Here is a 12,404-nt window from a genome sequence, read left to right on the forward strand (position 1 = left end):
CTGGGACACTTCCTATTGTTGAAATTTATATCAACAATAAGTATTCCCTGGACGGAGCCTGCCCGCAAACCGCCAAACAGCTACTTGTCGTCTTCGTCGATATAGAGCTTGCCGCGAAACTCCGGGTGCATGAGGTTTTCCTTGCTAAAGGCTCGATCGAGATCTTCCTCACTCATCAAACCCTTCTCCAGCACCAAATCGCGGACACTGCGACCCGTCGCTGCAGCCTCCTTGCCAATCACATCACCGTTGTGGTGGCCGATATAGGGATTAAGGTAGGTGATAATGCCGATGGAGCTGGTCACGTAGGCTTCGCACACCTCCGGGTTAGCAGTAATGCCGGTGACACACTTCTCGCGCAATGTCTGCGCAGCGTTACGCAAAAGCTTGATGGAGCTAAACAAACATTCGGCGATGACCGGCTCCATGACGTTGAGCTGGAGCTGGCCAGCCTCGGAAGCCATGGACACACTAACGTCGTTGCCCATGACCTTGAAACAGGCCTGGTTGACAACCTCTGGGATCACAGGGTTAACCTTTGCCGGCATGATTGAGGAACCTGCCTGGCGCTCCGGCAAGTTGATTTCACCCAGACCAGCGCGCGGACCAGAAGAAAGCAAACGCAGATCGTTGCAAATCTTCGACAGCTTCATCGCAGCACGCTTCAGGGCGGAATGCATCATCACGTAACCACCAGTATCGGAGGTCGCCTCAATCAAATCCGGAGATGCCTGAATGTCCAACCCGGTGACCTCCCGCAGGGCCGAAACAACCTGGTCACGGTAGCCGGATGGAGTATTGATTCCAGTGCCGATGGCGGTCGCACCAAGGTTTACCTCAAGGAGGGCATCCGCCGCGGAGCGGATGGTGCGTTGTTCCTCCGCCAAGTTCGCGCCGAATGCAGTGAACTCTTGGCCCAGGGTCATCGGGACGGCGTCTTGGAGTTGGGTTCGTCCCATCTTAATAATGTCCGCGAACTCGTCGCCCTTGGCGCGGAAAGATTTCTGCAGCGCGTCGAGTTCGGTAAGAAGGCCCTGCACTGAGTAATAGACACCGAGGCGGAAACCGGTCGGGTATGCATCATTGGTCGACTGGGACATGTTGACGTCGTCGTTCGGGTTAATGACGTCGTAGGAGCCCTTTTCCTTACCTATGTGTTCAAGCGCCAGATTAGCGATGACTTCGTTGGTGTTCATGTTCACCGAAGTTCCAGCGCCGCCCTGGAACATATCAATCGGGAATTGATCGAGGCAACGGCCCTCCTCGATGATCTGGTCGCAGGCCCACATGATGGCCTCAGCCTTCGCCTTAGGAAGAGTATGCAAACGACGGTTCGCCATAGCAGTGGCTTTCTTCACCTGCGCCATGCCACGGATGAAATCGGGCAGTTCGTTAATAGTCGAGCCGGAGATCGCAAAATTGTCCACGGCGCGCAGGGTGTGGATACCGTAATACTTGTCCGCGGGGACTTCCATGGTGCCAAGCAGGTCTACTTCGGTGCGTGTACTCATATCTGCCATCATACGCACCCCGGCGCAGCCACATCAGAGGCGAGCGATCCGCACCTGCGTTGCCAAAATGCCCTCCGCACCTATCGCTGCCAGCGCATCCATCACATTATTCGCCTCGGCCTGCGGCACCATGGCGCGAACCGCGACCCATCCCTCACGTGACAACGGGGAAACCGTCGGCCCGGTGATACCGGGGGTAAGTGCCGAAGCCTCCGCGAGACTGACACGGGCAATGTTGTAATCGATCATGAGGTAGTTTTGCGCGTTGAGAATACCTTGAATGCGTTTGAGCACAACGCGGTGATGCTCCACTAGCTCCAAACCTTTACGCTTAATCACCACTGCCTCACTGGTGGTCATCGGATCGCCGAAGGGCGCAAGGCCTTGTTGGCGCAACGTGGCACCTGTAGAGACGACATCGGCAATGACATCGGCCACCCCGAGCTTAATGGCGATCTCTACCGCCCCGTCCAAGCGAATCACCTGCGCAGGTTCAATGCCGAGCTTTGCTAAATAATCCACCACTAGGTGCGGGTAGGAGGTAGCAATGCGCTTGCCTTGAAGGTCTTTGACCGTCCAGCTCTCTCCTGCGGGCGCGGCGAAGCGGAAAGTGGAGCGCCCGAAGCCTAGTTGGAGAACCTCCTCCACATCCGCCCGGGAGTCCAGCGCTAAGTCGCGGCCTGTGATACCCAGGTCTAGGTGGCCCTGGGCAACATAGATGGCAATATCTTTCGGGCGCAGGTAAAAAAACTCGACACCGTTGTCTTCGTCGGCAACATTCAGGGCTTTGTGCATCCCACGGGACTTATAGCCCGCCTCCTTGAGCACCTCCATCGCCTTGTCTGACAGCGATCCCTTGTTGGGTACGGCAATCTTGATCATCGGCTTGGGCACTCCTAAAGGTACTTGTAGATGTCGTCGACGCTCAGGCCACGCTTAATCATCATCACCTGCGTCCAGTAGAGAAGCTGGCTGATCTCCTCAGCCAAGTGATCATCCGACTGGTACTCGGAGGCCATCCACACCTCGCCAGCTTCCTCGATGATCTTCTTACCAATGAAATGCTCCCCCTTGTCCAAAGCTTCCACGGTAGCGGAGCCCTCCGGTCGCTCATGGGCTTTGCGGGTTAATTCGGCAAAAAGATCCTCGAAGGTTTTCACGCTGGTTCACTTTAACGCATGAGGTCGACAAACCAACGGCTGACATGCAAGTGATCAGCCCCAAGGAAAAGAGACGGGTCGAAACTGCGCACACCTTCGGGCACCTCATCGCTCAAGCCCAGCACGTGACATCCTGCGGCAGCCGCAGCGCTCATGCCCGCCCACGAATCCTCAAAGACCAAACAATCCTGCGGCCGCGCCCCCACTCTGCGGGCTGCTTCGAGGTAACCATCCGGGGCGGGTTTCGGAGCAACCTCGTCTCCGGCGATAGAACCCACAAAGAAATCGGAGCCGACAGCGGCGATGGAAACGTCGGCAAGCTCGCGCTCCGTGTTGGTCACCACCATCATGGGCACGCCCGCGCCTCGCAGTGAAGAAAGCAGGCCATAAATACCTGGGTTCGGCTTGAGTCGGCCCGAAAACAACTCAGCCATGCGTTTATACATCCAATTCCGGAAACGTTCGTAGTCCCCGTCTTTGAGCTTATAGCCAGCATGAGCGGCGCAAATACTTAAGGTGTTGGCGAAGCTGCCACCAACGGTTCGCTCGCGCAGCTCAGGTGTCAGTGGTCGGCCGAGTTTTTCCGCCAACTCGTAGGTGGCCACACCCCACAACGGCTCTGAATCAACCAGCGTGCCGTCCATGTCCCACAAAACGGCCGCTGGCATGTCCCTACTCAAGCTCCGGCAGGTTGTTGAGGGCATCATCATCCGCGCCTGTTGCCGCGCAGGCACGGAAAACCAAAGACTCCAGGTCAGCCTTCTCCTCCGGCTCAAGCACAGCATTGGCGTGTGAGGCGTTGAACGCTTCGAGGTTGGCGTAGAAAGGTTCAACGACCTTGTTTACGGTGGCGCTATCAGGGTCGTCGCCAAGCAGCTCAAGCGCGTCGAGGAACATTTCAATCAGCCTTTTCAAATCGTTGACTACGGCCGGGTCAAAAGGCTGCTCCCACAGTTCTTTATCCTCGTCGCGCAGGTAGGAGCCGGAAGCGAAAGTGGTCAAATCGTCGATGAACTCATCAACATCGGGTTGGAATTGGCTGCGGATGCTCATGCGTTTCATTGTGCGCTAAACCACGCGAAGCCGCACGCCCAAAAGGCCCTCGACGGCAGCAGCGACAATTCCGTCGTGGTCACCGCGGACCTCGTCCAGGATGGACAAGGCTTGAGGGGTGTCAAGATCTTCTGCAAGTGCCGCGCGAAGCTTATCGACGACTCCCCTCGCCTCATCCCGCGACACCTTCCGCGCCGCCGCCTCACGCCACCGAGCCAGACGATTGTGCGCAGTGGCGACAAGCGCGCCGGAAAAATCGCGGTCGGCGCGGTAATGACCCGAAAAAACAGCCAAGCGAATGGCGCTCGGATCGTGGCCGGCCTCAGTGAGCTTGTGCACAAAGACCAAATTGCCCAGCGACTTAGACATCTTCGTGCCCTCCAGGCCGATCATCCCGGCATGGACGTAATGATTTGCCATACGCCTCGTGCCATAAGCTGCCTCGGCATGTGCGGCGGAGAACTCGTGGTGCGGAAACGCAAGGTCGGAACCTCCGCCCTGGATCGAAAAAGTGCTGCCCAAACGGTTGGTGGCAATTGCTGAACACTCAACGTGCCAGCCGGGCCGGCCGGGACCAAACGGAGACTCCCAAGACGGCTCGCCCTCACGCTCTCCGCGCCACAACAAAGCGTCAAGGCTGTCGCGTTTGCCGAAACGCTCGGGGTCCCCGCCGCGCTGAGCGAAAAACTCCTCCATAGCGGCCCTGTTCAAATTCGACTCGTAACCGAACTGCTCCGTCGCCACAATTGAAGCGTAGATATCGCCCTGGTCAACACGGTAGGCAGCACCAACCTCCAAAAGCCTTCCCACCATCTCTACGACCTCCTCGACGCTTTCTACTGCTCCGATATAGTCGCGCGGCGGAATCACCGACAACGTCTCCATGTCCGAGCGAAACAGGTTGATCTGCTCTCGGCCCAGATCGCGCCAATCCACTCCGTCGCGCTCGGCGCGCTCGAAAAGAGGGTCGTCTACGTCGGTAATGTTTTGCACGTAATGCACATCGTGACCATTGGCGAGTAATTGGCGGTAAACCAGGTCAAAAGCCAAATACGTCGCTGCGTGGCCGAGGTGGGTCGAATCATAAGGTGTAATACCGCAGACATACATGCCCACCTCGTCACCGGATACATCAACGGGTTTGATGATTCCATCAGCGGTGTCGAAAAGCCGCAATTCGACAGGCTCACCCGCAACTTCAGGTATGGAAGGACTCGGCCATGAACGCATGTGCTCTACCCTACTGCTAACCTGCCGCCATCACTCCGGTGCCCAACAAAACCATCACGACGAGGCCCAACGGGATGCGGTATGCGGCAAACCACGCAAAGGAGTGGTTGGACACAAACTTCAAAAGCCACGCGATGGACACGTATCCCACGGCGAAAGCGATCGCGCTGCCGACGATAAGCTGCAAGCCGGTCGCGGCCTGGCCCGCCTGGGGCGCGAAGGCGTCGGGAAGCGAAAACAGCCCCGACGCCAACACTGCGGGGATGGCCAGCAGGAAACTGAAGCGAGTCGCCACCTCACGGTCAAGGTTGAGAAACAGCCCACCGGAGATCGTCCCGCCAGAACGCGACACGCCAGGGATCAATGCAAGACATTGCCACAGCCCCATAATGACAGCGTCTTTCATGGTCAGTTCCGCAAAGCCGCGCGTTTTGGTGCCCTTGCGCTCAGCAAGAATAAAGACCAAAGAAAACACGATCAACACCGCGGCCGTGATCCATAGGTTGCGGAAGTTCTGGCGAATCAAGTCCTTGAGCAAAAAGCCAAGAATACCGACAGGGATCGTGCCGACAATGACCATCCACCCCATCCGGTAATCGAAGCCGCGCTTGTCCTTGTCCACAAGGCCGACTAACCACCCGGTGAAAAACCTCCAAATGTCCTTGGCAAAAAAGATCAGCACCGCAAGCTCAGTGCCGAGCTGAATCACGGCTGTGAAACTTGCGCCCGCATCCGCGCCCCACAAAAACTGCGAAACGATGCGCAGGTGCCCAGAGGAAGACACTGGGAGAAACTCCGTCAGTCCCTGCACAACCGAAAGGACGATTACCTGCACCCAGCTCATAGGTTCCGCAACGCTCATGGGTTGAAACCCTACCTTTGGGCGTTGCTAAGCTTGCAACTTGTGAAGGTGCCAGGTGTGAAGTTTCTGTCTGTAGTCCTCGTAGTCGGCACGGCTCTCGCGTTGGGCGCTTGTCAACAACAGTCCGAACAGGGCGAGGAAGCGCCGGCCGGGATGGGAAACGCGGTTCCAGCCGTGTCTCCCCCTGCGACAGCTCCCGACGGCACCGTCTACCCTTTCGACGCCGTCGACGACCTAGATGCCACGGAAGGTCTCATCGCCGTGCGTAGCGGCGAGACCTTGCAGATAGGTTCGCTCGAAGATCTCACAAACGGTGCCGCGGCACGCTACCTGCTCGACAGCCGCTGTACCGATGTCACAGCTAACGCCGGAGTTTTCACCGTCGCCTGTGCAGATGACATCCACACCTTCACCGCCGCCGGTAAAAAAGACCTCGCTGTGCCCTCACCAGTCTCAGCGGCTGCACGCACCTCCACCGGTGAAATTGTAGCGGGCAGCGCCGGGCAGCGCAGGGTCACCGTTTTCCGTGACGGTGAGGGGGAAAAATCCTTCGACGTGGCACGTGAATCCGACCGAATCCTGGCCTCACAGCGGCCAGGGCAGGCAGATTCCGTCGTGCGCATAAATTACTTCGACACCACGATCCAAGGCATTGATTGGGAGAACAACCGACAAGGCGCAACGCTACGCGCCGGCCTGGGCGTAGCGAGTGTCGCAGCGGGCCGCGACGGGATGTTTATCGCAGCCGATGCCACCGGCTCGCAACTGCTGGTCTACAACACCGACGACATCATCCGGCTGCAGATGACGGCGCCGGTTGCCAAAAGCCCGTGGGCTGTCGCGTGGGACGACACCAACGAGCTGGCGTGGATTACCTCCACGGCCACCAACACTGCCGAAGGCTACAGCCTGTCCACCGGCGTGCCCATTAAACGCGAAACCCACGCAACTGTCGCCGACGCACAGCACATGGTCGTGCTGGAAAATGGCACCCTGCTCATCGCCTCCGCTTCCGGCGCTGGCCTCCAGGTCATCGCTCCTTAAGAAAGGCTGTTGTTTACACCATGCGCCCCTACGATGTTGCACTCAAAGCAATGTTTCTACTCCCGCCCGAGCGCATCCATGGCATCATCGCAGCAGGCCTGCGCGTGCTGCACACCACGCGACCGATTGCCCGCGTGATGGAGAAATGCGTGGCGGTCAACGACCCCGTGCTTGCCCAGGATCTTTTCGGTGTGCGATTCCCCGCCCCTTTGGGTCTTGCCGCGGGCTTTGATAAAAACGCCAACGCCGTCGACGCCTGGGCAGCATTAGGTTTCGGCTACGCCGAACTAGGCACTGTGACCCCGCGCCCCCAGCCGGGAAACCCAGCACCAAGATTATTTCGCCTCCCAGCCGACAAAGCAATCCTCAACCGCATGGGCTTTAACAACGACGGCGCGTTGGCGGTGGCAGGCAACCTGCGCAGCAGACGTTCATCGAACGTGATAGGCATCAACATCGGCAAAAACAAAACCGCCGCGGACGCCGTCGCCGACTACCGCGCAGGAGCAACCCTCCTCGGCCCGCTTGCGGACTACCTCGTGGTCAACGTCTCCTCCCCTAACACCCCCGGACTGCGCGACCTACAGGCAGTAGAGGAGCTGCGCCCCATCCTTGCCGTCGTCAAGGAATCCACCACGACACCGGTGTTGGTCAAGATTGCACCTGACTTAAGCGACGAAGACATCGACGCTGTCGCGGACCTTGCTGTCGAACTTAAACTCGACGGCATCGTGGCAACCAACACCACAATCTCACGAGAAGGTTTGTCCACTGATTCGGCTGAGGTGGAGAAGATGGGCGCAGGCGGAATTTCGGGTGCCCCGTTGGCGCAACGCTCCCTTGAGGTATTGCGGCGGTTGAACCGACGCGTTGGCGACAACTTGGTTCTCATTAGCGTCGGCGGCATCACCACACCTGAGCAAGCATGGGAGCGCATCACCGCCGGCGCTAGCCTGCTGCAGGGCTACACCCCCTTCATCTACGGTGGGCCAGGTTGGATTCGCAGCATCCACAAGGCGGTGGCCGCGCAGGTGAAGGCCCACGGTTTAACGTCAGTGCGTCAAGCCGTGGGAAGCGGGCTTAGCTGGCGAAGCGACGCAGTATAAGCGCGCAAAAGACAGCGGTAAGCGCCCACAGGATGAGCCAGTGAAGCTGGGTAACAAAAAGCGTTTGAGCGGGCAACACCGCGCCCACAGCAACCAACGCAACAGCACCAGCGAGCGAAACCACCTGGCCGCGAGTCCTTTCTTGCCCGCGCACAAAAGTGGCATTGGCCCCGAAAAGGACCGCCGCCACGAGGACACAGGCCACCTGAGAGGTTACGGAAAAGACAGGTTGGCCGCGGAAGAAAGACGTCGCAGCGAAAATGAAAAGAACGATGGCAAGCGCCACGAAGGCGCCCCCCGCGCGCATTTGTACCGGGATCATGCCCAGTAACGTTACTTGTTTTCGTACCAGCCCCAGACAACACCGCGGCCGATTGTGTGGGAAAACAGGTTAAAGGAGAGGTAGGTAGGGGCTGCATCCTTGGCTACATCGAGGGTTTCGACATCCAACGCATGTACCGCAAAGATATAGCGGTGTGGGGTATGGCCAGCCGGAGGGTTGGCTCCATAGAATCCGCGCTGGCCGGAGTCACCTTTTAGGGTGGTTGCGCCGAGGCCAAGGTCCTCTAGGCCGCCAGCACCGGCAGGCAACTGCGTGGTGTGCGCCGGAATGTTGAAAGCGGCCCAATGCCAGAAGCCAGCGCCGGTGGGAGCGTCCGGGTCGAAACAGGTCACCGCGAAAGACTTTGTGCCCTCGGGCACGTTCGACCACGCTAACTGGGGCGAAGTCGCGTTATCTCCCGTCAGGCCACTGGCGAGCTCTGTGCCCTCCTCAATGTCTTCGGAGGTCAATTCAAACAAGGGGACGTCCTTCATAATCGCGAAGGGGTCATGCCCTGGGAAAACGTCGGAGGTGTAGTCGTAGGTTGTCATAGAACCATTTGTACCCCAAAAGCGGTACATCTTGCGCGCAGTAGAATTACAACGGTGAAATGAATTGTGTGGTTTTATCCTTTGAACTGGCGATTTGTATTGGTCTGGGGGGAGCCCTATAGTAATGCAAGTGCCCAGCCGAGAGGCTGAATACACTACCCAGCCCGGGTGGCGGAATGGCAGACGCGCTAGCTTGAGGTGCTAGTGTCCTATTAACGGACGTGGGGGTTCAAGTCCCCCCTCGGGCACAGTGCGAAGTCTCGAGACATAGTTCCGGTTATGTCTCGGGGCTTTTTGTTTTTGTTGGCCCGTGGCGGCGGTTTTGATGTCTGCTGCGGTGTCGATGGTGTCGATGGTGTCTATGGTGTCGATGGTGTCGACGCACAGGATGAGAATGGGTCGTCTCGCCCAGCTGCGTGCGATGCAGAGGCGTCGAAGCTGCCCGGCGAAACGACCTCATGCCACATGCGCAGCGATGTTTGGGCAACCAGATCCCCCCTTTGGGCACAGACGAGAACCCTGAGACGCTATTGTTTCGGGGTTTTTCACTGCCGGGCAGATCTGCAACAAGGCCCAGTGTTAGCCAGTGAATACTGTGCCTAGACAGACAGCTAACATTTCAACATTGATATGTGTTCTGTTCGCAGGGGGCTAGTTGTGTGCTCTGCAAGCTCTCTCCACGCGTCCTGCCACTTCATAGTTCGTGTTGGTTCTTGAAAGGCGGCCCACTCCGGTGCGTAAACCCTCTTTCCGTCGTGGTGTGGCGCTGGTCGCTGTTGGCGTGATGTTTATCGCTGCGTGGGCGTGGCTGGAAGTGCCGCCGCTGGGGGTGTTGAGAGATTGGGCGGAGCACACGGGCTTTTGGTTTCCTGTGCTGTTTTGGCTGCTGTATGTGCTCATCACGCAGTTGCCGATTCCCCGCACTTTCTTGACTGTTTCCGCTGGAGTCCTTTTCGGCAGCGTATGGGGTGTAGCCGTGTCGATTAGTGCCGCCACGGCCTCGGCAGTCCTCTCGTTGTTGATTGTGCGGGGCCTGCTGCGCGACTGGGTCGAACCGAGACTCACGCACCCTGCGGTGGCTGTGGTCAACCGTCACTTAGAGGATCGCGGGTGGCTGGCTGTGGCGAGCCTGCGTCTGATCCCGGTCGTGCCTTTTTCGATTCTGAACTACGCTGCCGCCTTGACACGCGTCGGGGTTTTGCCCTTCGCGGCGGCCACGTTTGCAGGTTCGTTGCCGACCACCATCATCGGAGTTGTTTTCGGCGACACTTTGTCAGGGCAGGCTAATCCTGCTGTCGTTGCCATAACTGTTGTCCTTACATTGGTCGGTTGTGCCGGGTTGCTTCTCGACGCCCTCCTTCCGACACGTCGGCAAAACAGGGCGATAGAATCAGCTTCATGATTGCCGTACACGCGCGTTACCGGGGCCGTGAAAAGCACCGTGCCGAGCTGGTCCGGCGCTCAGCCGACGCTCTCGCCACACTTCCTGGGGTCGGCACCTTCGAAGTGGTCGGCGTGGAGGATATTCGCGCCCACGTCGACGACGCTGAGGCGGCTTTAAACCTGATCATGGCGTTGCTTTCCGACGCCAACTGGGCCGTTGGCCTGGGCATTACTACTGCGGGTAGTGCCCTGTTTGTTGCTTCAGAAGCGGTGGGGTCACGGCCAGGCGTGGTCACCACGAAAGTCAGCACCTCCCACCCGGGTACGGCAGCCGAAGACATCGACGCGGCGTTCGCGCTGTTGGGTCAGGTCCTCAACAAGCGAACCTTTGAGGGGCGGGAGGCGACGTCGCTGCTGCGCGCCGGCTACAACCAAAACGAGGCCGCGGCTGAGTTGGGTATTTCCAAACAAGCGATGAGTCAGCGCCTCCAAGCGGCGGGGTGGCGCGCCGAGCAAGCTGGTTGGAAGCTAGTGCTAAACCTTATTGCTCGCGCTGCTGCTCGTTGAGATCTGCCCAAGTGGCGCTCATGCCAGGATCGGGTTCTGGCGCCTCAATCTCACGCGACGGGGCAGGCTTTCTGGCGGTAGTCGGGTCCGGATCGTCGACATGCTTATTTGCCACGGCACGCGCCTCCGCGAGGGCTTTAGCCAGCTCGGGGTCGGTGGAGGTATCGAACCACTCGTCGGTGTTTTCCTGGGTGGCTATGTCTTTAGTCTCCGCGTCGACGCTCTTTGGTTCGTAGCGAAACACGCCGTCGTCGTCTTTGTTAGCAAAGGCTTTTGCGAACTGCTCCAGGGAGTCGCCAAAGGTCGAGGGAATCATCCACATGGTAGACGCCTCGTTGGACGCAATCTGCGGCAGCTTCTCCAAGTACTGGTACGCCAGCAGCTCCGGGGTTACCCCTGAGGACTTAATAGCCGCGTTGACTTTCTGAATCGCGCGGGCTTCACCCTGCGCCTGGAGGAATTTAGCGGCGCGCAAACCTTCTGCGCGGAGGATAGTCGCTTGACGTTCCGCTTCCGCATTAAGGATCGCGGCGTGCTTCTCACCTTCCGCAGAAAGGATACGTGCCTGCTTTTCACCTTCGGCGGTTTTAATGTCGGATTCGCGTTTGCCCTCGGCGGTGAGAATCATCGCGCGCTTTTCACGGTCCGCCTTCATTTGCATTTCCATTGACTGCTGGATCGACGGTGGCGGATCAATTGCCTTAAGCTCCACTCGGCTGATACGCAAACCCCACTTGGCTGTCGCCGCGTCGAGCTCCCCGCGCAATCGACGGTTAATCGTCTCGCGGGAGGTCAAGGTTTCCTCCAAGGTCATGCCGCCGACGACGTCGCGAAGCGTGGCCACGGAAATTTGCTCGACGCCGACCAGGTAGTTGTCCACACCGTAAATAGCCTTGGCAGGATCATTGATCTGAAAAGTCACCACGGTGTCAATTGCGACGGTGAGGTTGTCTTGGGTAATAACAGCCTGGGGCGGGAAAGACACCACTCGCTCACGGGTATCTACCCGCGAACGGATCCGATCAATATATGGGACCAAAAGGGTCAAGCCGCCGGAGACGGTACGGGTATAGCGTCCGAGACGCTCGATAACAGCAGCTTCGCCCTGGGGGATCAATTTGATGGAACTGAAAAGGGTCACCGCCACGAAAGCGAAGATTAAGACAGCTAGAATAAGGCCCATTAGTCTTCCTTCCAGACGACCACGACAGGGCCGTCAATTTCTGAAACTATGACATCGGAACCCACCGGAATCTCAACGCTAGGGTCGAAGCTGCGCGCCGACCAGATTCCCCCGTCGAACCGCACTTGACCACCACGAGCGGTGACGGGCTCCAGGACCACGGCGCGGGTCCCGATCAGGGCGCGGGGGGAATCGTCGTAAGGCGCAGAGGTCACAAGACGCCGGTGCAGATAAGGGCGAAGGAAGAACCAAAACGCTGCAGAAGACACTGCGAAAATCGTCACCTCCGCCCAAACAGGCAACCCAGCCAACGCTGCCGCCGAGGTGGTGAGAGCGCCAGCGGCAAGCATGAGAAAAGTAAACTCGCCGACGGCAGCTTCCACCCCGGCGAGGGCGACAGCTGCGACTAACCAAATGAGGGAACCCATGCGG

The 12,404-nt window shown here is 58.5% G+C and carries 15 protein-coding genes and 1 tRNA gene; 5 read left to right on the forward strand and 11 right to left on the reverse strand.

Translation table 11 applies throughout. From position 1 onward, the window contains the following. Nucleotides 1-80: 80 nt before the first annotated feature. The 7 genes from aspA to VLL26_RS03585 are packed head-to-tail and all read right to left on the reverse strand — an operon-like array spanning nt 81 to nt 5,816. Entirely contained in the window at nt 81-1,511 is a 1,431-nt protein-coding gene (gene aspA, locus VLL26_RS03555) for an aspartate ammonia-lyase (RefSeq protein WP_342319742.1), read from the reverse strand. A gap of 33 nt (nt 1,512-1,544) precedes the next feature. Further along, nucleotides 1,545-2,393, reverse strand: coding sequence for an ATP phosphoribosyltransferase (gene hisG / locus VLL26_RS03560; protein WP_342319743.1), 849 nt, complete (start codon nt 2,391-2,393; stop codon nt 1,545-1,547). A gap of 14 nt (nt 2,394-2,407) precedes the next feature. Then, nucleotides 2,408-2,671: a phosphoribosyl-ATP diphosphatase gene (locus VLL26_RS03565; RefSeq protein ID WP_342319744.1), complete on the reverse strand. Its 264-nt coding sequence runs from the start codon at nt 2,669-2,671 to the stop codon at nt 2,408-2,410. A gap of 11 nt (nt 2,672-2,682) precedes the next feature. Beyond that, nucleotides 2,683-3,339 carry an HAD family hydrolase gene (locus VLL26_RS03570; protein WP_342319745.1) on the reverse strand — a complete coding sequence of 219 codons (657 nt, stop codon included), beginning with the start codon at nt 3,337-3,339 and terminating at the stop codon, nt 2,683-2,685. A 4-nt stretch (nt 3,340-3,343) separates the two neighbouring features. Continuing rightward, nucleotides 3,344-3,724, reverse strand: a complete 381-nt coding sequence (locus VLL26_RS03575; RefSeq protein ID WP_342319746.1) for a hypothetical protein — start codon at nt 3,722-3,724, stop codon at nt 3,344-3,346. Between the two features lie 15 nt (nt 3,725-3,739). Further along, nucleotides 3,740-4,954: a cysteine--1-D-myo-inosityl 2-amino-2-deoxy-alpha-D-glucopyranoside ligase gene (gene mshC, locus VLL26_RS03580; RefSeq protein ID WP_342319747.1), complete on the reverse strand. Its 1,215-nt coding sequence runs from the start codon at nt 4,952-4,954 to the stop codon at nt 3,740-3,742. A gap of 16 nt (nt 4,955-4,970) precedes the next feature. Continuing rightward, nucleotides 4,971-5,816, reverse strand: a complete 846-nt coding sequence (locus VLL26_RS03585) for an undecaprenyl-diphosphate phosphatase (RefSeq protein WP_342319748.1) — start codon at nt 5,814-5,816, stop codon at nt 4,971-4,973. A gap of 57 nt (nt 5,817-5,873) precedes the next feature. Here VLL26_RS03585 and VLL26_RS03590 point away from each other — a divergent pair, with 57 nt between their 5' ends. Then, nucleotides 5,874-6,860 carry a hypothetical protein gene (locus VLL26_RS03590; RefSeq protein ID WP_342319749.1) on the forward strand — a complete coding sequence of 329 codons (987 nt, stop codon included), beginning with the start codon at nt 5,874-5,876 and terminating at the stop codon, nt 6,858-6,860. Between the two features lie 20 nt (nt 6,861-6,880). Next, nucleotides 6,881-7,966: a quinone-dependent dihydroorotate dehydrogenase gene (locus VLL26_RS03595; protein ID WP_342319750.1), complete on the forward strand. Its 1,086-nt coding sequence runs from the start codon at nt 6,881-6,883 to the stop codon at nt 7,964-7,966. Here the strand turns inward: VLL26_RS03595 and VLL26_RS03600 are convergent. Both VLL26_RS03600 and VLL26_RS03605 read right to left on the reverse strand, forming a co-directional pair. Next, nucleotides 7,941-8,288: a hypothetical protein gene (locus VLL26_RS03600; protein WP_342319751.1), complete on the reverse strand. Its 348-nt coding sequence runs from the start codon at nt 8,286-8,288 to the stop codon at nt 7,941-7,943. The genes VLL26_RS03595 and VLL26_RS03600 overlap by 26 nt on opposite strands. An 11-nt stretch (nt 8,289-8,299) precedes the next feature. Then, nucleotides 8,300-8,839 (reverse strand): YbhB/YbcL family Raf kinase inhibitor-like protein, encoded by a 540-nt coding sequence (locus VLL26_RS03605; protein ID WP_342319752.1) that lies wholly within the window; start codon nt 8,837-8,839, stop codon nt 8,300-8,302. Between the two features lie 162 nt (nt 8,840-9,001). On the opposite strand from VLL26_RS03605, the gene VLL26_RS03610 reads away from it, so the two are divergent. The 3 genes from VLL26_RS03610 (at nt 9,002) to VLL26_RS03620 (ending at nt 10,789) form a co-directional block, all read left to right on the forward strand. Next, nucleotides 9,002-9,087 (forward strand) — tRNA-Leu (locus VLL26_RS03610). A gap of 485 nt (nt 9,088-9,572) precedes the next feature. Next, entirely contained in the window at nt 9,573-10,241 is a 669-nt protein-coding gene (locus VLL26_RS03615; protein ID WP_342319753.1) for a TVP38/TMEM64 family protein, read from the forward strand. Then, nucleotides 10,238-10,789, forward strand: coding sequence for a MarR family transcriptional regulator (locus VLL26_RS03620; RefSeq protein WP_342319754.1), 552 nt, complete (start codon nt 10,238-10,240; stop codon nt 10,787-10,789). Before VLL26_RS03615 ends, VLL26_RS03620 begins: the two co-directional genes overlap by 4 nt. On the opposite strand, the gene VLL26_RS03625 is transcribed toward VLL26_RS03620, so the two are convergent. After that, nucleotides 10,764-11,972: an SPFH domain-containing protein gene (locus VLL26_RS03625; protein ID WP_342319755.1), complete on the reverse strand. Its 1,209-nt coding sequence runs from the start codon at nt 11,970-11,972 to the stop codon at nt 10,764-10,766. The genes VLL26_RS03620 and VLL26_RS03625 overlap by 26 nt on opposite strands. Then, nucleotides 11,972-12,400 carry an NfeD family protein gene (locus tag VLL26_RS03630; protein ID WP_342319756.1) on the reverse strand — a complete coding sequence of 143 codons (429 nt, stop codon included), beginning with the start codon at nt 12,398-12,400 and terminating at the stop codon, nt 11,972-11,974. The genes VLL26_RS03625 and VLL26_RS03630 overlap by 1 nt, the downstream gene beginning before the upstream one ends. Nucleotides 12,401-12,404 lie beyond the last annotated feature (4 nt).

The sequence above is a fragment of the Corynebacterium sp. BD556 genome (assembly GCF_038452275.1).
Classification (GTDB): domain Bacteria; phylum Actinomycetota; class Actinomycetes; order Mycobacteriales; family Mycobacteriaceae; genus Corynebacterium; species Corynebacterium mayonis.